Origin of the sequence: Cryobacterium flavum (genome assembly GCF_900103805.1) — a bacterium.
Lineage (GTDB): Bacteria > Actinomycetota > Actinomycetes > Actinomycetales > Microbacteriaceae > Cryobacterium > Cryobacterium flavum.
The window spans coordinates 142,111-162,534 of record NZ_FNIB01000004.1 but is presented as its reverse complement, the minus strand read 5'-3'; the positions used below and the strand labels follow the sequence as shown (position 1 = coordinate 162,534).

The following is a 20,424-nucleotide window of genomic DNA, read 5'->3' as shown; positions in this document are numbered from 1 at the left end:
CTACGCCTGCACTTCGGTCACAGCAGGGGCGACCGGGGCGACCGGAGTCGTGGTCACCTGCGCGCGGTCCTCGATCGACTCCACGATAATTTGCACGGCCTCGTCTACCGGCACCCCGTTCTGCTGCGTACCATCGCGAAAGCGAAAGCTGACCGCGCCGTTGGCCTGGTCATCTTCGCCCACGATGAGCTGATACGGCACCTTGGCCTTGGTGTGCGTGCGGATCTTCTTCTGCATGCGATCGTCAGAATGGTCAACTTCGGCGCGCACGCCGGCCCTCTTCAGGGTGGCGATCACGTCGTCGAGGAAGGGACCGTACTGCTCCGACACTGGAATTCCGACTACCTGCACCGGGGCCAGCCACACCGGGAAGGCTCCGGCGTAGTGCTCGGTGAGCACGGCAAAGAAACGCTCGATCGAGCCGAACAGGGCGCGGTGGATCATGACCGGGCGCTGGCGGCTGCCGTCATTCGCGGTGTATTCGAGGTCGAACCGTTCGGGCAGGTTGAAGTCGAGCTGGATGGTCGACATCTGCCAGGTGCGCCCGATGGCATCCTTGGCCTGCACCGAGATCTTGGGGCCGTAGAACGCGGCTCCGCCCGGGTCGGCGACCAGATCGAGACCGGATGCCTCGGCAACCTCGCGGAGCGTTACGGTGGCTTCCTCCCACGCCTCGTCGGTGCCGACGAACTTTTTTGGGTCTTTGGTGGAGAGCTCGAGGTAGTAGTCCTGAAGACCGTAGTCGGCGAGCAGCTGCAGCACGAAGTTGAGGGTGCTGGTGAGCTCCTCCTTCATGCCTTCCTTGGTGGTGTAGATGTGGGCGTCGTCCTGCGTCATGCCGCGGACGCGGGTAAGGCCGTTGAGCACGCCGGACTTCTCGTACCGGTAGACCGATCCGAATTCGAACAAGCGCATCGGCAGTTCGCGGTAGCTGCGACCGCTGGACTTGAAGATGAGGTTGTGGAATGGGCAGTTCATCGGCTTCAGGTAGTAGTCGACGCCCTGGCGGGTGACATGGCCGGTGTCGTCGCGTTCCTCGTCGAGGTGCATCGGGGGGAACATGCCCTCGCGGTACCAATCGAGGTGGCCCGAGGTTTCGAACAGCGTCGACTTGGTGATGTGCGGCGAGTAGACGAAGTCGTAGCCAGCCTCGGTGTGGCGCTTGCGGGAGTAGTTCTCCATCTCCTGGCGGATGATGCCGCCCTTGGGGTGGAACACCGCGAGGCCCGAACCGATCTCCTCTGGGAAGCTGAACAGGTCGAGTTCGGCGCCAAGCTTGCGGTGATCGCGCTTGGCAGCCTCTTCCTGACGGGTCTGATACGCGCGCAGCTCATCTTTGGTGGGCCAAGCGGTGCCATAGATGCGCTGCAGCTGAGGGTTCTTCTCCGAGCCGCGCCAGTACGCTGCGGCCAGGCGGGTGAGCGAGTAGCCGTTGCCGATCATGCGGGTGTTCGGCAGGTGCGGACCGCGGCAGAGGTCCTTCCAGACCGTCTCCCCCGTCTTCGGATCGACGTTGTCGTAGATGGTGAGTTCGGCACCGCCGACCTCGACCGATTCTTCGTCGGCCGTCGGACTGTTGTTGGCGGCAGCCTCGCCGCCCTCCCCGGGGCCGCCCTTGATGCCGATGAGCTCAAGCTTGTACGGTTCGGCAGCCAGCTCGGCGCGTGCCTCATCGTGGGTGACCACTCGGCGCACGAAACGCTGGCCCTGGCGGATGATGCGGTCCATCGCCTTTTCGAGTGACTTGATGTCGTCGGGCGTGAACGGGTCGGCCACGTCGAAGTCGTAGTAGAAACCGTCGGTGACGAACGGGCCGATGCCGAGGCGGGCGGCCGGGTTGACGGTCTGCACGGCCTGGGCCAGCACGTGGGTGGCAGAGTGGCGCAAAATGTTGAGGCCGTCGGGAGAATTTATGCTGACCGGTTCGACAGCATCCGTCGGCAACACGGTGGCCGCCAGATCTTTCAACTCACCGTTGACGCGCATCGCGACAACAGATCGATCGGTGAAAAGCGCAAAGCCGTCAGCCACGTGTATAACTCCCTATTGATTGCCTACCCGTCAACTTTAGCGGCGCGCGTGGGGTTGTTCGTCGGTCGGCATCGAGACGGGGCGTGCGTTCGTGCACCGGTGCGGTTTGGGTACAAAAAAACCCCGGCGAACCGGGGTTTCTGTGGGAAGTGCTCTGTGGGCGATACTGGGATCGAACCAGTGACCTCTTCCGTGTCAGGGAAGCGCGCTACCGCTGCGCCAATCGCCCAAGATTCTGGGAAGTGCTCATTCTCTCGTACATGCTCATCTTTAGGACGTGCTCAAAGAATGGAGGTGGATACGGGATTCGAACCCGTGTTAACGGCTTTGCAGGCCGCTGCCTCGCCTCTCGGCCAATCCACCATGTGGGTTCACACCATATGGGTTCATACCAAACGAATTGGAACCGGCCAATTGGCCGATTCCAGTTCATTTGAGCGGATGACGAGATTCGAACTCGCGACCCTCACCTTGGCAAGGTGATGCGCTACCACTGCGCCACATCCGCAACTGTCCGCATTTCTGCGTACTCAGAGACTCTAGCTGAATAGCAAGACGGAAACCAAACCGAGCCGTCTACGGCGTGTTGCGCCGTGTGGTGCGGGCGGGATCGGGGCGGCCCGGTTGCCCCTGAGGTCGCCTCCGGGCCGGCACTGGAGTTGCGTCAGTACGCGGGACTTAGGCCAGTACGCGCGCGTGCGGTCCTGGCCGCAATACCCGCGTAATGCGAGGCGCTGGAGCTGCGCCGCTGCGCACCAGTTCCGCCTCGCGCGCAGCGACGTAGCTCCCGCGCGCCCGAAAATTGTGGTCGACCGCGCCCGAAACACGGCCTTCACCGGGCCAGGGGCGCACGCGCCACACCCGGCTCGGGGTCGATGTGCGGCGACACTCCAGTCTGGGCTAGTATCAAAAGTCGCAAGATAAACTTCGGTTTCCCTGCGACTGCAATTGGGCGATTGGCGCAGCTGGTAGCGCGCTTCCTTCACACGGAAGAGGTCGTGGGTTCAAGTCCCGCATCGCCCACCACGAAAACCCCCTGTTACGAGGGGGTTTTTTGCGTTGCCTACCCCCTGCGTGCACGAGAGCGGGGAGAGCGGCCTGGGCAACCTAGTCTGAGGGACATGGACGTGCTTCTTGACATCTGGCTCCGCATGACGACACCGCATACCGGATTGGAACCGATAGTCGCGTGGCGGACCGTTGCAGCGGCCGCCGTGATCGTGCTGTTTCCGCCGGTGTGGCGCCTCGCCCGTCACGCCGTCACCATCGTGCACGAGGGCGGCCACGGCGTCGTCGCACTGCTCTGCGGGCGGCGGCTGGGCGGCATCCGATTGCATTCGGACACGTCAGGGCTCACGGTGAGTCGAGGGCGACCGAGCGGACCGGGCATGATCTTCACCCTGCTGGCCGGCTACCCGGCCGCTGCGCTGCTCGGTCTGGGCGCCGCCTGGCTGCTCAGCCTCGGCTACGACGTGGGCCTGCTCTGGGTACTCCTGGTGCTGTTGGCCCTGCTCCTCGTGCAGATTCGCAACTGGTTCGGACTCTGGTCGGTGGCCGTGACCGGCGCCGCGGTTTTCGGTGTCTCCTGGTTTGGCTCCCCCCAGGTGCAGGGGATTTTTGCATTGCTGGTCACGGTGTTTCTGCTCCTCGGTTCGCTGCGAACGTCGCTGGAGCTGCAGCAATCCCGGTCGCGGCGGGCTGGTTCCTCATCGGATGCCGACCAGCTTGCGAGGCTCACCCATATTCCGGGGATCGTCTGGGTAGTCGTTTTCGTCGTCGTGCAGGTGGGCTGTCTGGCTTTCAGCGCGCGCCTGCTCGGCTTCATCCAAATCTGAGTACCGTACGCAGCCAACCGTGGCAAGGTTGATGACATGACAAAAATTGCGATCATCGGCGGGCACGGAAAAGTTGCCCTCCACCTTGCCCGTTTGCTGACGGCTGACGGCCACGACGTCAGCTCGCTTATTCGCAACCCCGAGCACGCCGCCGACGTGAGCGCGACCGGTGCTACGCCGGTCGTAGCGGATGTCGAGAATCTGACCACAGACCAGCTCGCTACTGCACTGGCCGGGCACGACGCTGTGGTCTGGTCGGCCGGCGCGGGAGGAGGCAGCGCGGACCGGACCTACGCGGTCGACCGTGACGCGGCCATCCGCTCGATCAATGCGGCCGCGCAGACCGGCATCTACCGTTACATCATGGTGTCCTATAAAGGGTCACGCGCCGACCATGGCGCCTCCCCCGACGACGGCATGTTCGCCTACTACGAGGCCAAGGCCGCAGCAGACGACTACCTGCGCGCTACGTCGCTAAGCTGGACCATTCTCGGCCCGAGCGCGCTGACCCTGGACGCCGCGACCGGCGCCATCACGGTTGGTTCCGACGCCTCCGGCACGACGTCACGCGAGAACGTGGCACTCGTAGCCGCCGCCGTGCTGGCCAACGACAACACCGTGGGCAAATTCATCGAATTCACCGACGGCGACGTGCCGATCATCGACGCCATCGCCGGTTAGTCCGGGGCTCAGATCCAGAGTCAGGTGCCGCGACCGAACCAGGTCGTGACGCCGGGCGAATAGAGCACGGAATCCGGCGCGCGATCGGCTAAGCCAGCGAAACTGGCCGCGGCCAACAGAGTGTCATCGAGGCTCACGAGCTCGGCACGGTACAACGGCCACGGCTCGTGATGGTTGCGGAGATGCACGGTGCGACCACGGATGCTCGTGAACAGCGCCCAGCGCGCCGTCAGAAAGTCAGCCAGCGGGTCATCGACCACGGCGACAACTCCAGGGCGAGCTACGACCTCGGTGCGCCTGGTGGCGTCACCGTGGCGCGTCGACGTGTACCGGTACTGGCCGGAATCCACCCGGAGGCGGGTGCGCGACCAGACGTAGGGCAGCGAGAACAGAGCCCGGGCGGCCAATACGGCCGCGAGGCGGCTCGCCTCGAGCGACACGAACACGACACCGCGACGGCCCCGGGAGTCTTTGGCATACAGCCGCACATTCACTTCGACGAAGGTGCCCACGTATGGGATAGGCGGGCTGCCGAGGATGGTCGCGCGATCGAGCACGAACGGAATCAGGCCGACCCAGCTCGAACCGTCGTATTCATCGGGCACCAGGCCGGCCGGCAGGAGCGGCGCGACCAGCGCAGCATCTACTCGCCAGTGCAGAAATACAAGGTGCGACCAGCGCTGACTCGCCACGGCCCGTCCGGCCAGCGGCGGCGCAATCGCTGAAATGGGGTAAGCCCCGGCGTTCGTCACGTAATTCCTCTCTCACTGGTCTCACGGTACTCGCTGGGCACCCACTGCGCCTGTTGATCGCCCGGGAATGCGGGCCCCGAGGCCGCCCCGCTCAGCAATAGCGGAGGCGGTCTGTGTAAACATGAAGAAGACGGAATCGTCGATATAAACCAGATGAGGGAGACGAATGCCGGGCTCGACCGTTCTCGACCTCTTTCTGATTCTGGTCTTATTCGTTGCCCTCGTTAACGGCTACCGGAGCGGGCTGCTGCAGAGCCTCACCGGAATCGTCGGAGCAGTGCTCGGCGGCATCGCCGCTTTCTTCGTGGTTCCGCTCGTCGGAGGCTGGATTCCCGCCCCGGAGTGGCGCACCCCCGGCACCATCGCGGTCGCTGTTCTGCTCGTGCTCATTGGCCACTCTCTCGGTGCATCGGCCGGCGGCATGGTCGGACGCCGAAAGAAGCGTTCGCCCCTCGGCACGATCAATCGGGTGCTCGGCGCCGCCTTCGCTGCCGTCGCCTCCGCCCTGGTCGCGTCGATGGTGGCTTTCAGCATCGGCGCCCTCGGTATTCCTTTCCTCTCCCCCGCGATCGCCTCATCCACCGTCGTCTCCGGTATTGACTCGCTCACCCCTGACCCGGTGAAGTCACTGATGGCCGAGCTGCGCTCGGTAGCAGTGCAGCAGGGGCTGCCGCGCATCGTCGACGCGTTCACCGGACCGACACCGGATGCAGCCGAAGCCGATACCAGCAGCCCGGCACTGGCCGTGGCCGCGCAGTCGGTCGTGCGCATCACCGGAACGGCCTATGCCTGCGGACAAAGCCAGTCCGGCAGCGGTTTCGTGGTCTCTGACGGCCGCGTCATCACCAACGCGCACGTGGTCGCCGGAGTAGGCCAGCCCGTCGTGGAAACCCCGGCGGGCGAATCGATGGCCGGGGAGATCGTGTATTTTGACCCGGTCGACGACCTTGCCATCATTTCGGTGCCGGGCCTCGGCGCTGCACCACTCACCGTCGGTGCTAATCTCGCTGCGGGCAAAGGAGCCGTCGCCGACGGGTATCCCTTTGGCGGACCGTATGTCTCCGACCCGGCGCAGGTCATCTCGATCGGCACCATCAGTGTCGCCGACATTTATGGCCAGGATCCGACGCCCCGCCAGGTCTACACCGTGGCGTCCGACGTGCAGCAGGGCGAATCGGGCGGGCCGCTGCTCAGCGAATCCGGTCAGGTCGTTGGCGTCATCTTTGCCAAGGCCAGCAACACCGAGAACGTCGGCTATGCCCTCGCGCTCGAAGAGGTTCAGCCGGTCATCAGCCTCGCGCCCAGCCTCGACGCCCCGGTCTCCTCCGGAACCTGCGTTCGCGGCTGAGCCGCGGCATCCGCTCGTCCCTGGAGCAGTAGAGCGGGCCTGCACCCAAACGGGGCGGTACCGAGCCGGGATCAACCCGAACTCTGTACCGCCCCGTTGCCCGAGAGCCGGGCGGGAGTCAGAAGCTAGACACGCTCGAGGGCGTAGCCCTCTTCGCCGTGCACGCTCGTGTCGATTCCGGCCAGTTCGTCTTCGTTCTTGATGCGGAAGCCGATGGTCTTCTCGATTGCGAAACCGAGAACATAGGCAACGACGAAGGAGTAGGCGAGAACGGCGAAGGCTGCGATGGCCTGCACAAGGAGCTGACTCAGGTCACCGCCGGTGAGCAGACCGGTACCGATGGCAAAGAAGCCGAGGTAGAGGGTTCCGATGACGCCACCGACGAGGTGGATGCCGACCACGTCGAGCGAGTCGTCGAAGCCGAACTTGAACTTGAGTTCGACGGCAAGGGCGCAGACGGCACCGGCGACGGCACCGAGCAGCAGTGCCCAGCCAGGCTCGAGGTTGGCGCAGGCCGGGGTGATGGCGACCAGGCCCGCGACCGCGCCGGACGCGGCGCCGACCGACGTGGCCTTGCCGTCCTTGAACTTCTCGACGAGCATCCAGCCGAGGATGGCCGCGGCCGTGGCACCCAAAGTGTTGACGACGATGATGCCGACATTCTCGAGGCCGTTGAGCCATTCAGCTCCGGCATTGAACCCGAACCAGCCGAACCAGAGGATGGAGGCGCCGATGAGCACGAGCGGCACGTTGTGCGGCTTGGTGATGCCCTTCTGAAAGCCGACGCGCTTGCCGAGTACCAGGGCGAGAGCGAGTGCTGCAGCACCGGCGTTGATGTGCACGGCGGTACCACCGGCGTAATCGATCACAGCGATATCACCGAGGCCGAGAGTCTCACCGAGTTTCATGATCCAGCCACCGCCCCAGACCCAGGCTGCGACGGGGAAGTACACGAGGGTTGCCCAGATGCCGGCGAAAATCATCCACGAGCCGAACTTGGCCCGGTCAGCGACGGCACCGCTGATGAGGGCGACCGTGATGATAGCGAAGGTGGCTCCGTAAGTGGCGCCGAGAAGGTCGATACTTCCGGTCTCGCCCATCGCCAGCTTGCCGAGGCCGAAGTCGGAGAACGGGTTACCAGCGAATTCCGTGGGGCCGTTGACGGCGCTCATATTGAAGCCGTACAGGATCCACAGGACGCTGATCAGGCCCAGCGCGCCGAAGCTCATCATCATCATGCTGATGACGCTCTTGGCCTTGACCAGTCCGCCGTAGAAGAAGGCGACACCTGGTGTCATAAACAACACGAGTGCGGTGGCTGTGAGCCCCCATGCGATGCTTCCGGTATCCATAGATTGTCCTTACGCGTCTCGAATGTGCAGGGTGTTGATCAAATGCGGTAGCGCAAGGACTAATTTCACAAACGGATCGTTCGCAGCCCCATCCTCGGCTGGCATTAGTATTACCGCTCGACGTTTCAGCAAACACACCGGGGTGTTTCGCGCAGGTTACGGATTGAAAATGCCTGGTTGACTCCCCTGTGATCACTCAGCCGGCATCGAGTACGTACCCCTCTTCACCGTGCACCGTGGTGTCGACGCATGGTCAGCGGCACGTTGTGCGGCTTGGACAGACCCTTCTTGGACCCGACCCGTTTGCCGAGCACGAGCGCGAGGGCGAGCCCGGCTGCTCCGGCATTGATGTGCACGGCCGTGCCGCCGGCGAAGTCGTTGACGCCGAGCAGAAACACCGACCAGCCGCCATCGGTCATCTTGCCGTCGCTGCCGACGGTGAAGTTGAACACCCAGCTCGCCACCGGGAGGTAGACGAGCATGGCCTAGAACCCGGCGAAGACCATCCACGGACCGAATTTGGCCCGGTCGGCGATCGCGCCGAAAATTAGCGCGACGGTGATGATCGCGAACGTCGCCTGAAAACCGGCGAAGGCGAGAGCGTTGGTGCCTGCAACATCCGCTGTGGCCAGAAAACCGTCACCGTCGATGCCGAGAAAACGGCTGAGCCCCAGATTGGCGAACGGATTGAGCAAAACGTGGGGAATCAGCCAGTCATCACCCGCCCCAAACGACAGGGAGTAGCCGTAGGCGACCCACAGCACGCCGATCAGGCCCAGGGCACCGAAGCTCATCATCAACACGCTGATGACGCTCTTCGCCTTGACCATTCCGCCGCAGAAAAACGCGACGCCGGGCGTCATGACCAGCACCAGGGCGGCGGCCACCATCAGCCACAACGAACTCAAATTGGTGTTGGTGTCGGCTGCCGCGTCAGCCCGAACGCTTATCGGAAAAGCTGTGAAGTCGACCATCAGCCCAGTTGCCTTTCGCCCGAAAAAATGAATTGGGCGAAACTATTCCGGCAGTTGGTTTCAGCCGCCAACGACGAATGTTTCCGGCAGGTAACAGAAATGAGCTCAATGTTAAAAGCGTGTTTCGTGCACCTCGACTGGCGTGGTCAGTCGGTGTGCGGCGGCAGTTCTCCCGTGGTGAGCGCGACCATGCGCGACTGGGAGCGCTGGTATTTCTTGCGGTACCCGCCTGCCATCATCTCGTCGTCGAAGACCTCATTGAGTGGGCGCCCACTGGCGACGATCGGAATCTCAGCGTCGTAGACCCGGTCGATGAACGCCACCAGCCGCAGGGCGTCTGACTGATCGGTCAGCAGGAAAACGCCGCGCAGGGCGATGACCTCGACGTCGCGAATGACCTTGACGTACTTCGACGGATGCACCGTGCCGAGGTGACGAATCAGGGATCCGAAATCGTCTTCGGTGACCTTGGAACCGCGCCCGAGCAGCGTGTTAACCAGGTGTTCACGTGCCTCAGGCTCCACAGCCACGGCCTGACCGGTGACATTGCGGCGACGGTAGTCGAGGCCGTCGATGCGCAGGGTCTCGAAGTTGGCACTCATGGCCGAGATCTCGCGCAGAAAGTCCTGGGCGGCGAACCGGCCCTCGCCGAGCGAGTTGGGCGGGGTGTTCGACGTGGCAGCGACGCGGGTGCCGGTGGCGACCAGTTCGCCGAGCAACCGGGTCATCACCATGGTGTCGCCCGGATCATCGAGCTCGAACTCGTCGATGCAGATGAGCTCCGCGCTGCGCAGCTCCTTGATGGTCTCCTGGTAGCCCAGCGCCCCCACCAGGGCCGTGTACTCAATGAAAGTTCCGAAATATTTCGGGCCGGTCGCGGCATGCCAGAGCGCGGCGAGCAGGTGCGTCTTGCCGACACCGAACCCACCGTCCAGGTAGATGCCGGGCAGGTCGTCCTTGGCCTGGCGGCGACGAGAGAAGAACCCGGCCGGCCGGGGATTCACGAACTCCTGCAACTTTTCGACGGCCGCGACCTGAGATGGGTAGTCATGATCGGGCCGGTAATTCTCGAACGAGGCGTGTTCAAACTGGGGAGGCGGCACCAACTCGGCCACGATTTCCCGGCCCGTGATGCTGGGGGTGCGTTCGGCCAGTTGCGGAACCGTGTGCTGTGCCTTCTGGTGGGCCTCTGGTGCCATTGGAAACGCCCGTTCTCGTTCTGCTGCTGCGAATGCGCTGGATGCCGGCACCGCGTAAGTTTAAGTGGTGGGCCAGATAAGCCTAATCCGCGGTCAACCCGAATCCGTATGCATCCGGTCCACATGGAGGTTACATGTCTGCCCCGTTCGACCCGACCGAAAAGTTTGCCGCCTACGCCCACCCATCCAAACTGGTTTCGACCCAATGGCTGGCCGAACACCGCGGTGACGCCGGACTGGTCGTTGTGGAGTCCGACGAAGACGTTTTGCTCTACGAGGTGGGGCACATCCCCGGCTCGGTGAAGATCGATTGGCACACCGACCTCAACGACAAGGTCAACCGTGACTACATCGACGGTGCTGCCTTCTCCGCGCTCATGACCAGCAAGGGCATCACCCGCGACAGCACGGTCGTCATCTATGGCGACAAGAGCAACTGGTGGGCCGCCTATGCCCTCTGGGTGTTCACCCTGTTCGGCCACGACGATGTTCGCCTGCTCGACGGCGGACGCACCAAGTGGCTCGCCGAAGACCGCGAGATCACCACGACGGCATCCCCGGTCACCCGCACGGATTACCCCGTGATCGAGCGTAATGATGTCCCGATTCGTGCGTTCAAAGCGGATGTTCTCGCTCACTTCGGTAACCCGCTCATCGACGTGCGCTCCGACGAGGAATACAGCGGCGCCCGCACGACGATGCCCGCCTACCCCGAAGAGGGCGCCCTGCGCGGCGGCCACATTCCTTCCGCCGCCTCTGTCCCGTGGGCCAGGGCCGCGGCCACCGACTCCACTTTTCGTACCCGCTCCGAACTCGACGGCATCTACCTAGGCGAAGCTGGACTCGCCGCGGGCGACGACGTGATCGCCTATTGCCGCATCGGCGAGCGGTCGAGCCACACCTGGTTCGTGCTGACCCACCTGCTCGGCTTCGACAACGTGCGCAACTACGACGGTTCCTGGACCGAATGGGGCAACGCCGTGGCCGTGCCGATCGCGGTCGGCAGCGCGCCCGGAACTGCACCGGCGCCGCGCCCGTGAGCACGGACCTGCTGAATGAGATTCGCGAGGACTTTCTCGCGCTCGAGCAGAAGGACCGTTTGCTCCTGCTGCTGGAGTTCGCCAACGAGTTGCCCGAACTTCCGCAGAAATTTCAGGACCACCCCGATCTGCTCGAACGAGTCATTGAATGCCAGTCCCCAGTGTTCATCTTCGTCGAAGTGGATGCCGACGGCGCGTTTCACCTGCACGCGACAGCACCGCGAGAGTCGCCGACCACCCGCGGGTTCGCGTCGATCCTGGCCCAGGGCCTGGACGGCCTTAGCGCCGAGGAGGTGCTGGCGGTTCCCGACGACTATTCGCAGTCGATCGGTCTGAGCGAGGCAGTGTCTCCGCTGCGCCTGCGCGGCATGAGCGCGATGCTCGGCCGGGCCAAACGTCAGCTCCGGGATCGCCTCGCCGCCTGATCCTCAGACCGCGGAACTCGGCAGCGCGGCCAGCCAGGCCGCGATCTCGGCGTTCCACCGGGCGGGATCGTAGTTCCACAGTTTGGTATGCCGGGCTTCGCTGAACGCCACGAAGGTCACTGTGTCGGGCCGGAGCCCGGCCAGCCGGCGCGACCCGGTGGCCGGCACGAAGCCGTCGTCGTCGCTGTGCAGCAGCAGAATGGGCCGGTGCAGGTCGCGCGCCCTGGCCACAAAGTCGAGCCGCTTGAAATCGATCGGCTCGGTCTGCCCGGTGAGGCGCCTGGCCCAGCCTGCGCCCATAACTGCGACCGCGCCGCGGGCGATCAGAACCGGCAGCCGCCGGTCTCTCGCCTGCGCTGCGACAACGTCGGTCCAGTCGATTACGGGAGATTCCAGCACGACACCGCTGATCCGGTGCGGGTGCGCGCTGCGGGTGAGGGTCTGCAACACCACGGCGCCGCCCATCGACCAGCCCATCAGCACGATGCTCGTCGCACCGTGCGCGGCGGCGTAGTCGATCGCGGCGTCCACGTCGGGCCATTCGGTGTCGCCGAGGCCGTACCGACCGTCAGCGCTCGCGGGGGCGTCGCCGTCGTTGCGATAGGAGACGAGCAACGACGTGTAACCGGCCGCGCGAAAGACCGGCACCGCCCGCAAGGCCTCCTCGCGGCGCACCGCCCGACCGTGCACCTGGATCACCCACCGTGTCGACCGGGCCTCGGCATCCGCTGGAAAGAGCCACGCGGGAGCGAGTCCGAGGGGTGCGGGAACGGCGACCTCGGTCCATTCGAAGCCCAGATCGGCAGGGCCCTGATAGAGCCAGCCGCTGAACCGGCCACGGCGGGCCACCTGGAGGTCACCGTAGTCGACAGCGAGGATGCGCCGGGTGACGGTCGTCGCCGTGCGCGCGGTGATCTCACCGACCCGGGCGTGGCCGGTGCCGGCGCTGAAGAAGAAGCTGTAGTCGCCAGGCAGCACGGAATCGCGGTGGCGTTGCAGCGTGATGGTCGCGTTCGGCAGGTCGACCGCGACGACCCTGGTGTCGTCGGTCCGCGCTGTCGGCGGGGTGACGATGGTCTTTGCCATGACCGCAGAGAGCACACCGACGGCGCTCACGACAGCTACGGCGGAGCCCGCGACGACGATACCGGTGAGGCCGAGAATCGCACGCAGAACGTGGTGGTGGCGCTCGTTTGGGGGCTGTGGGTCGTGCATGTGCACCTCCGACTGGTCGGCGTGCCTCACGGACAACACCCAGAAAAAACTCTAGTCTGCAGACGTGCCCGAAACAGATCAATCGCTCCCCGCGGAGTTTGCCGCGGCATTGACCGCGATTCGCCGCGCCACGAGCCGGGCCGAATTAGTCGTCACCGAAATTGCCGCGCCCGCCCAGCTCGCCCCGTATTCGATCGCCCTGGCCGCGAATATCCAGCCGGTGCGGCACGGAAGCGATTCCGACCTGGGTACCGGTCGCTTCATTCTGCTCTATGACCCGGAGGAGCCCGAAGGCTGGAACGGAGCCTTTCGCGTGGTCTGTTTCGCGCAGGCACCGCTCGAAGTGGAGATCGGCCTCGACCCGTTTCTGGCCGAGGTCACCTGGGCCTGGCTCGTCGACGCTCTCAACTCCCGCAAGGCCCGGTACACCGCGGCCTCCGGAACGGCGACTAAAATAATCTCGTCAGGCTTTGGCGAACTCGCCAAACAGGGGGATGGCGCGCAGATTGAGCTGCGCGCGTCGTGGACACCCCTGGATCACAATCTCACCGCCCACGTCGAGGGCTGGGGCGAGCTGCTCTGCATGCTGGCCGGCCTCCCTCCCGCTGGGGAAGGAGTCAGTATGTTGTCAGCACGCCGAGCAGCCCGTGGCTGAATTGCAGTCCAAGCAGAGCACCGTCCAACACCAGGTCGTTGACACCCGCGAGGCCTACCTCGCCGCCACCGCCGCCCTGGCCGCCGGTAACGGGCCGGTCGGGGTCGACGCTGAGCGGGCATCCGGTTTCACCTACTCGCAACGCGCGTACCTGATTCAGATCTATCGCCGCGGCGCTGGCACGTTTCTGTTCGACCCGCCGCCGATCGGCGATTTCTACGAGCTGAACGAAGCGCTGGCCGATGAGGAATGGATCCTGCACGCCGCGAGTCAGGACCTCGCCTGCCTGCGTGAGGTCGGCCTCGACCCGGCACACATCTTCGACACCGAGCTTGCCGCGCGGCTGCTCGGTATTCCGCGGGTCGGCCTCGGCGCCGTGGTGGAAGAGCTGCTCGGAATTCACCTCGCCAAGGAACATTCAGCGGCGAACTGGTCGACGAGGCCCCTGCCCGAATCCTGGCTGGTTTACGCCGCCCTCGACGTCGAGCTCCTGCCCGACCTGCGCGATCGCATGGTCGACCTGCTGGTCGAGTCCGACAAGACCGAGATTGCCGCCCAGGAATTCGCCGCGACCCTGTCCAAGGAGGCCAAGGCCGCCCGAGTCGACCCGTGGCGGCGACTGTCGGGTCTGCACTCGCTGCGCAGCCAGCGCAACCTCGCTGTCGCCCGGGAACTCTGGTTGGCCCGCGACGAGTTCGCGCGCGACGTGGACGTCTCCCCCGGCCGTCTCGTGCCCGACGCCTCCCTGCTCGCTGCCGCCCGGGTTCTTCCGGCGACCCGGCAGGCGCTCTCCGACCTGCGCGAGTTCAATGGTCGGGCGAGCCGCAACGAGCTCGACCGCTGGTGGGCTGCGATCCAGCGCGGCCGCGCCACCACTGACCTGCCCGCGCTCAAGGCGAGCAACGACACCCTGCCACCGCCTCGGGCGTGGGCCGACCGCAATCCGGAAGCCGACGTGCGCTACAAAGCGGCACGCGCCGCACTGCAGGCCCTCTCAGACAAGGTCGAGATTCCCCTGGAGAATCTGCTCACGCCCGACTACCTGCGTCGGGTGGCCTGGACGCCGCCGGAGCCGCTGGATGCGGCATCCGTTGGACAAGCCTTGACCAATTTGGGAGCACGGCACTGGCAAGTTGACGTGACCGCACAATTAATAGCGGATGCTTTTGTAGAAGTTCCACAAACGGCCGACCCGGCCTCGGATCTGGAGTCGTAGAAACCGGCAAACGATTCGGGCGGCCATTTTTGCCACTCTAGGATCGGACCAGACCTTGCAGATGCGATGCCAAGCGGCCGCGTCTGCGTGAATCATCTACGGGAGGCATTGTGGCCGAGAGAGCAGAAGTCGTTTTTGTGGACGGAGTTCGAACCCCGTTCGGACGCGCCGGCGAAAAGGGCATGTATTGGAACACCCGAGCCGATGACCTCGTGGTCAAGGCGATTATCGGGCTGATGGAACGTAACCCCGGCGTCCCGCCGGAACGAATCGACGACGTCGCGATCGCGGCCACGACCCAGACCGGCGACCAGGGACTGACCCTGGGGCGCACGGCCGCGCTGCTGGCCGGCCTGCCGAAATCGGTTCCCGGTTTCGCCATCGACCGGATGTGCGCCGGGGCGATGACCGCCGTCACCATGATGGGATCATCGATCGGTTTCGGCGCCTACGACCTCGCCATCGCCGGCGGCGTCGAGCACATGGGCCGCCACCCGATGGGGTTCGGGGCCGACCCGAACCCGCGGTTCCTCTCCGAGCGGCTGGTCAGCGAGGACGCCCTCAACATGGGCGCGACCGCCGAACGCATTCACGACAGGTTCCCGTCGTACACCAAGGAACGCTCCGACCGGTTCGCACTGCGCAGCCAGCAGAAGGTCGCCGCGGCTTACGAGGCCGGAAACATTCAGCCGGACCTGATTCCCGTTGCCACGCGCAGCGAATCCGGCTGGGGCCTCGCGACCCGGGACGAGGCACCGCGCCCGGAGACCACACTCGAGGGCCTCGCCGGTCTGCGCACGCCGTTCCGTTCGCACGGCCGCGTTACGGCCGGCAACGCCTCCGGCCTGAATGACGGCGCATCCGCTTGCCTGCTGGCCAGCGGCGCCACGGCCGAGGAACTTGGCCTCGGCGTGAAGATGACCATGAAAAGCTTCGCCTTCGCCGGCGTTGAACCGGAGGTCATGGGCCTCGGGCCGGTGCCCTCCACCGAGAAGGCGCTGCGCAAGGCGGGCCTGTCGATCACCGACATCGGCCTGTTCGAGCTCAACGAAGCCTTTGCCGTGCAGGTCATCTCCTTTCTCGACCACTTCGGCATTGACGACGAAGATCCCCGCGTGAACGAGTATGGCGGGGCGATCGCGCTGGGGCATCCGCTCGCCTCCTCGGGCGTTCGCCTGATGAACCAGCTCGCCCACCAGTTCGAGTCGCACCCCGAGGTGCGCTACGGTCTGACCGCCATGTGCATCGGCCTCGGCCAGGGCGGCACCGTGATTTGGGAAAACCCGCACTTCAACAAGAAGGCAGCCAAGCGATGACCGACTACAGTTCCCTCGATTTCTCCTCGCTCGTCGCGATCTCGGCCGACGAGGTCGTCACGCATTCCTTCGTGCGCGACGTGCCGCTCGGTGGCGGCCGCACCCTGGCCCTGGTCACTCTCGACAACGGGCGCGACCACACCCGGCCAAACACGCTCGGCCCGGTCACCCTGCTCGAATTCGCCGCCACCATGGACGAGCTGACAGCCCGTGCCGGACGCGGCGAGATCCACGGTGTCGCCGTCACCGGCAAGCCGTTCATCCTGGCCGCCGGCGCCGACCTCAGCAAGGTGGCCGAGATTCCCTCGCTCGAAGCCGGCAAGCTGCTCAGCCAGCTCGGTCACCACGCCCTGGGCAAGCTCGACACTCTCGGCGTACCCTCGTTCGTGTTCATCAACGGGCTCGCGCTCGGCGGCGGCCTCGAAATCGGCCTGAACGCCGGCTACCGCACCGTCGACGCGGCCGTGCCAGCGATCGCGCTGCCCGAGGTGTTTCTCGGCCTGATCCCCGGCTGGGGCGGATCCTACCTGCTGCCCAACCTGATCGGCATCGAGAACGCCCTCAAGGTCATCATCGAGAACCCGCTCAAGAACAACCGCACCCTCACCGGAGCGGATGCCCTCGCCCTCGGAATCGCTGATGTCATGTTCACGTCGGCGCGGTTCCTCGAAGACTCCATCGATTGGGCCGACGGCGTCATCGCTGGCACGACGACGGTGGCCCGCCCGAATGTGCCCGGCAAGATCGAACGCCTGGTGAAGTGGGACGTCGCCGTCGGCATCGCCCGCAAGATGCTGGTGAACCGTATTGGCGAGGTCGCGAAGTCGCCGTACGTGGCACTCGACCTGCTGCAGGCGGCCAAGAGCGGCACGCGCGCCGAGGGCTTCGAGCGTGAGGACGTGGCCCTGGCCGGTCTCATCGCCGGAGACCAGCTGCAGGCCAGTATCTACGCCTTCAACCTCGTGCAGAAGCGCGCCAAGCGCCCCGCCGGAGCGCCGGACAAGAAACTGGCCCGCCCGATCACCAAGGTCGGCGTTATTGGCGCGGGCCTCATGGCCAGCCAGTTCGCGCTGCTCTTCGTGCGTCGCCTCCGGGTGCCAGTGGTCATCACCGACCTCGACCAGGCACGCGTCGACAAGGGTGTGGCGTACATCCACGGCGAGATCGCGGCCCTCGAGACCAAGAGCCGCATCTCAGCGGATGAAGCCAACCGGCTTCGCGCGCTCGTCACGGGAACCACCGACAAGTCGTTGTTCTCCGACGCCGACTGGGTGATCGAGGCCGTCTTCGAAGAGCTCGGCGTGAAGCAGTCGGTGTTCGCCGAGATCGAGAAGTACATCTCGCCCGAGGCCATTCTGGCCACGAACACCTCGTCGCTCTCGGTCGAACAGATCGGGTCGAAGCTGGCCCACCCGGAGCGCCTGGTCGGGTTCCACTTCTTCAACCCGGTGGCGGTCATGCCGCTCATCGAAGTGGTCAACACCCCGCAGACCGACGAGGTCACCCTCGCGACCGCGATGGTGATCGCCGGCAAGCTGCGCAAGAACGCGGTGATCACCAGGGACACACCCGGCTTCGTGGTGAACCGGGTGCTGGCCAAGCTGCTCGGTGAAGCGATGCACGCCGTCGACACCGGAACCCCGTTCGAGGTCGTTGAGGCCGCTGTGGCGCCGTTCGGGCTGCCGATGACCCCGTTCGAGCTGCTCGAGCTGGTCGGCCTCACCGTGGGCGCTCACGTGCTCGACACGCACCATGCGGCGTTCCCCGACCGGTTCTTCGAGAGTGACAACCTGCACAAGCTCGCCGAACACGGCAAGATCCTCGAGCGCGATGGCAAGGGCCGCCGCACGGGCTTCGACAAGGGCGCGCTGAAGATCGTCGCCGGCGGAAGCACTCCAATGACGGCCGAGCAGATTCTGCAGCGGGTCGAAGATGGCCTGGTCGACGAGATCAAGCGGATGCTGGACGACGACGTGGTGCACGCGGCCGAGGACATCGACCTGTGCATGATCCTCGGTGCCGGCTGGCCGTTCCAGATGGGCGGGATCACCCCGTACCTCGACCGGGTCGGCGCGAGCGAGCGGGTCTTCGGCGGAACGTTCCACACCCCGCCGATCCGCGGGATCGGTGCTGCGGTCGGGGCGGCATCCGCTCAGAACTAGCGAGCACTGCACTAACGAGAACAGGGCCCGGTCTGCACGACCGGGCCCACCCTATGGCCACGGGCCCAGTTTATAAGCTGGGCCCGTGGACGGGGCCTGGGCCCCGTCCCGTCCGTATTCGGGACGCGCGTGCCGGGCGGGAGTTAGTCGCGGCGGGTTACCTGGATGGCACCGGTGTCGGTGTGATCGGCCGGCAGCGGTCGGGCGTTTGGAATCTTGCTGCCGAGCACCATGGCAACGACATCGCGAGCGATGCGTTGCGGGGTGAGGCCGACCCGCTCGAGAATCTCGGCCCGGGTACCGTGATCGAGGAACTGGTCGGGCAGGCCGAGTTCGGTCACCGCTGTGTCGACGCCGGCCTCGCGCAAATCCTGACGAATTCGCGTGCCGATCCCGCCGACTCGAATGCCATCTTCGATCGTGACGACGATGCGGTGAGCGGCGGCGAGGGTGATGATGCTCTGCGGCACGGGAACGACCCAGCGTGGGTCGACGACCGTTGCGCCGATCCCCTGCGCTGCCAGCCGGTCGGCCACGTCGAGCCCCATCGCCGCCATCGGACCGACCGTCACGATGAGGACATCCTGCTGGGTCGCCTCCTGGAGCACGTCAACGCCGTCGTCGAGACGGCGAATGGCATCGTATTCGTGGCCGACCGTGCCCTTGGGGTTGCGCACCACCGTTGGTCCGTCGTCGACCGCGACGGCCTCAGCCAGTTCTTCACGCAGTCGCGTGGAATCGCGCGGCGCGGCCAGGCGGATATTGGGTACGACCTGCAAAATGGCGAGGTCCCACATACCGTGGTGGCTGGGACCGTCCGGCCCGGTGACGCCGGACCGGTCCAGCACGAAGGTGACGCCGGCTTTGTGCAGGGCCACGTCCATGAGCACCTGGTCGAAGGCCCGGTTGATGAACGTTGCGTACAGTGCCACGACGGGATGCAGGCCACCGAAGGCGAGCCCGGCCGCACTGGTCACCGCGTGCTGCTCGGCGATTCCCACGTCGTGCACGCGGGACGGGAAGCGCTCGGCCATCTTGTGCAGCCCGGTGGGCCGCAGCATGGCGGCGGTGATCGCGACGATTCGATCGTTCTCGATAGCGAGCTTCAGCAGCTCGTCGGCAAAGACCGACGTGTACGACTGGGCGCCGGGTTCTTCGACCGATTCCCCGGTCTCCGGGTCGATCTGTCCGACGGCATGAAACTGGTCGGCCACGTCCTGCACGGCTGGGTCGTAGCCCTTGCCCTTTTGGGTGATGGCGTGCACGATGACCGGCGCTCCGTAGCCCCTGGCCTGGGCCAGGGCCTCTTGCATCGCGTGCACGTCGTGGCCATCGATGGGGCCGATGTATTTGATGTCGAGGTTGGAGTACAGGGCCTCGTTGTTGGTGACGCGGGCGAGGAACCCGTGCATGCCGCCGCGTACGCCGCGCCAGACGGCCCGCCCGGGCGCACCGAGGCGATCGAATACGTCCTTGCTGGTGAGGTACGCATCCCGGTAACTGGCGCGAGTGCGGATGGTGTTGAGGAAGCGGGCCATGCCGCCGATGGTCGGCGCGTAGGAGCGCCCGTTGTCGTTGACCACGATGATGAGCTTGCGGGTGTTGTCATCGCTGATGTTGTTGAGCGCTTCCCAGGTCATTCCCCCGGTCAGTGCTCCGTCGCCGACGACGGCGACGACGTGGCGGTCGTTCTGGCCGGTGATCTCGAAGGCCCGGGAGATTCCGTCTGCCCAGGACAGCGAGCTGGAGGCGTGGGAACTCTCGACGATGTCGTGTTCGGACTCGGAGCGCTGCGGGTAGCCGGCCAGGCCGCCCAACTGCCGCAGCTTGCTGAAGTCCTGCCGCCCGGTGAGCAGCTTGTGCACGTAGGACTGGTGCCCCGTGTCGAAGACGATCGCGTCGGTCGGCGAGTGAAAGACCCGGTGGATGGCGATGGTCAGTTCCACCACGCCGAGGTTCGGCCCGAGGTGGCCACCCGTCTTGGAGACCTCGCGCACCAGAAAGGCGCGAATCTCCGCGGCCAGCTGCGGCAATTGCTCTTTCGAGAGACCATCGAGGTCCCGGGGACCATGAATCGTCTCCAGAAGAGTCATCCGTCGTCCTTTCACGTCGTGCGTTCCCACGACTGCTCATCAAACCAAACCAGCGCGCAGACTCGAATGAATCGAGTCTACGCGCCGCTGTCGTACTGGTGGAGCGCCCACCAGCAGTGCGCGTGCCGGT

General features: G+C 65.2%; 15 protein-coding genes, 4 tRNA genes and 1 pseudogene. 10 read left to right on the top strand and 10 right to left on the bottom strand.

Features of this window, described 5'->3' with window-relative positions:
* The 4 genes from thrS to BLS91_RS07000 all read right to left on the bottom strand — a co-directional run bounded on the left by thrS (position 1) and on the right by BLS91_RS07000 (position 2,539).
* Positions 1-1,986, bottom strand: coding sequence for a threonine--tRNA ligase (thrS, locus tag BLS91_RS07015; RefSeq protein ID WP_241983145.1), 1,986 nt, complete (start codon positions 1,984-1,986; stop codon positions 1-3).
* 202 nt (positions 1,987-2,188) lie between these two features.
* Positions 2,189-2,260 (bottom strand) — tRNA-Val (locus BLS91_RS07010).
* A 60-nt stretch (positions 2,261-2,320) separates the two neighbouring features.
* Positions 2,321-2,394: transfer RNA gene (locus BLS91_RS07005), tRNA-Cys, on the bottom strand.
* Positions 2,395-2,467: 73 nt separating this feature from the next.
* Positions 2,468-2,539, bottom strand: a tRNA-Gly gene (locus BLS91_RS07000).
* Positions 2,540-2,981: 442 nt separating this feature from the next.
* Here BLS91_RS07000 and BLS91_RS06995 point away from each other — a divergent pair.
* The 3 genes from BLS91_RS06995 (at position 2,982) to BLS91_RS06985 (ending at position 4,547) form a co-directional block, all read left to right on the top strand.
* Positions 2,982-3,057, top strand: a tRNA-Val gene (locus BLS91_RS06995).
* A 95-nt stretch (positions 3,058-3,152) separates the two neighbouring features.
* Positions 3,153-3,866, top strand: a complete 714-nt coding sequence (locus tag BLS91_RS06990) for a M50 family metallopeptidase (RefSeq protein WP_092340021.1) — start codon at positions 3,153-3,155, stop codon at positions 3,864-3,866.
* 36 nt (positions 3,867-3,902) lie between these two features.
* Complete coding sequence (locus BLS91_RS06985) at positions 3,903-4,547, top strand: SDR family oxidoreductase (RefSeq protein ID WP_092340020.1); 645 nt, start codon at positions 3,903-3,905, stop codon at positions 4,545-4,547.
* Positions 4,548-4,567: 20 nt separating this feature from the next.
* On the opposite strand, the gene BLS91_RS06980 is transcribed toward BLS91_RS06985, so the two are convergent.
* Positions 4,568-5,299, bottom strand: coding sequence for a YqjF family protein (locus BLS91_RS06980; protein ID WP_092340019.1), 732 nt, complete (start codon positions 5,297-5,299; stop codon positions 4,568-4,570).
* A gap of 166 nt (positions 5,300-5,465) precedes the next feature.
* Here BLS91_RS06980 and BLS91_RS06975 point away from each other — a divergent pair, with 166 nt between their 5' ends.
* Positions 5,466-6,647: a MarP family serine protease gene (locus BLS91_RS06975; RefSeq protein WP_092340018.1), complete on the top strand. Its 1,182-nt coding sequence runs from the start codon at positions 5,466-5,468 to the stop codon at positions 6,645-6,647.
* 125 nt (positions 6,648-6,772) lie between these two features.
* Here the strand turns inward: BLS91_RS06975 and BLS91_RS06970 are convergent, their stop codons facing one another.
* From BLS91_RS06970 to zapE, 3 genes and pseudogenes are all read right to left on the bottom strand, one after another.
* Positions 6,773-7,999, bottom strand: coding sequence for an ammonium transporter (locus BLS91_RS06970; protein WP_092340017.1), 1,227 nt, complete (start codon positions 7,997-7,999; stop codon positions 6,773-6,775).
* Positions 8,000-8,247: 248 nt separating this feature from the next.
* Positions 8,248-8,889, bottom strand: a pseudogene (locus tag BLS91_RS06965) (ammonium transporter); the annotation flags it as partial.
* Positions 8,890-9,119: 230 nt separating this feature from the next.
* Positions 9,120-10,172, bottom strand: a complete 1,053-nt coding sequence (gene zapE / locus BLS91_RS06960) for a cell division protein ZapE (protein ID WP_092340016.1) — start codon at positions 10,170-10,172, stop codon at positions 9,120-9,122.
* Positions 10,173-10,306: 134 nt separating this feature from the next.
* Here zapE and BLS91_RS06955 point away from each other — a divergent pair, with 134 nt between their 5' ends.
* Positions 10,307-11,212 carry a sulfurtransferase gene (locus BLS91_RS06955; RefSeq protein WP_092340015.1) on the top strand — a complete coding sequence of 302 codons (906 nt, stop codon included), beginning with the start codon at positions 10,307-10,309 and terminating at the stop codon, positions 11,210-11,212.
* Positions 11,209-11,637 (top strand): SufE family protein, encoded by a 429-nt coding sequence (locus BLS91_RS06950; RefSeq protein ID WP_233197312.1) that lies wholly within the window; start codon positions 11,209-11,211, stop codon positions 11,635-11,637. Before BLS91_RS06955 ends, BLS91_RS06950 begins: the two co-directional genes overlap by 4 nt.
* A 3-nt stretch (positions 11,638-11,640) precedes the next feature.
* On the opposite strand, the gene BLS91_RS06945 is transcribed toward BLS91_RS06950, so the two are convergent.
* Positions 11,641-12,852 (bottom strand): alpha/beta hydrolase family protein, encoded by a 1,212-nt coding sequence (locus BLS91_RS06945; protein ID WP_092340013.1) that lies wholly within the window; start codon positions 12,850-12,852, stop codon positions 11,641-11,643.
* A gap of 64 nt (positions 12,853-12,916) precedes the next feature.
* Here BLS91_RS06945 and BLS91_RS06940 point away from each other — a divergent pair, with 64 nt between their 5' ends.
* The 4 genes from BLS91_RS06940 to BLS91_RS06925 all read left to right on the top strand — a co-directional run bounded on the left by BLS91_RS06940 (position 12,917) and on the right by BLS91_RS06925 (position 18,201).
* Complete coding sequence (locus BLS91_RS06940; protein ID WP_092340012.1) at positions 12,917-13,507, top strand: DUF3000 domain-containing protein; 591 nt, start codon at positions 12,917-12,919, stop codon at positions 13,505-13,507.
* Positions 13,500-14,723, top strand: coding sequence for an HRDC domain-containing protein (locus BLS91_RS06935; RefSeq protein ID WP_092340011.1), 1,224 nt, complete (start codon positions 13,500-13,502; stop codon positions 14,721-14,723). Before BLS91_RS06940 ends, BLS91_RS06935 begins: the two co-directional genes overlap by 8 nt.
* 110 nt (positions 14,724-14,833) lie before the next feature.
* The gene (locus tag BLS91_RS06930) at positions 14,834-16,039 is read left to right on the top strand and encodes a thiolase family protein (RefSeq protein ID WP_092340010.1); all 1,206 of its coding nucleotides are present in this window, start codon (positions 14,834-14,836) and stop codon (positions 16,037-16,039) included.
* Positions 16,036-18,201 carry a 3-hydroxyacyl-CoA dehydrogenase NAD-binding domain-containing protein gene (locus BLS91_RS06925; RefSeq protein WP_092340009.1) on the top strand — a complete coding sequence of 722 codons (2,166 nt, stop codon included), beginning with the start codon at positions 16,036-16,038 and terminating at the stop codon, positions 18,199-18,201. The genes BLS91_RS06930 and BLS91_RS06925 overlap by 4 nt, the downstream gene beginning before the upstream one ends.
* A gap of 143 nt (positions 18,202-18,344) precedes the next feature.
* Here BLS91_RS06925 and dxs read toward each other — a convergent pair whose 3' ends face one another.
* Entirely contained in the window at positions 18,345-20,294 is a 1,950-nt protein-coding gene (gene dxs / locus BLS91_RS06920) for a 1-deoxy-D-xylulose-5-phosphate synthase (RefSeq protein WP_092340008.1), read from the bottom strand.
* Positions 20,295-20,424: the final 130 nt, after the last annotated feature.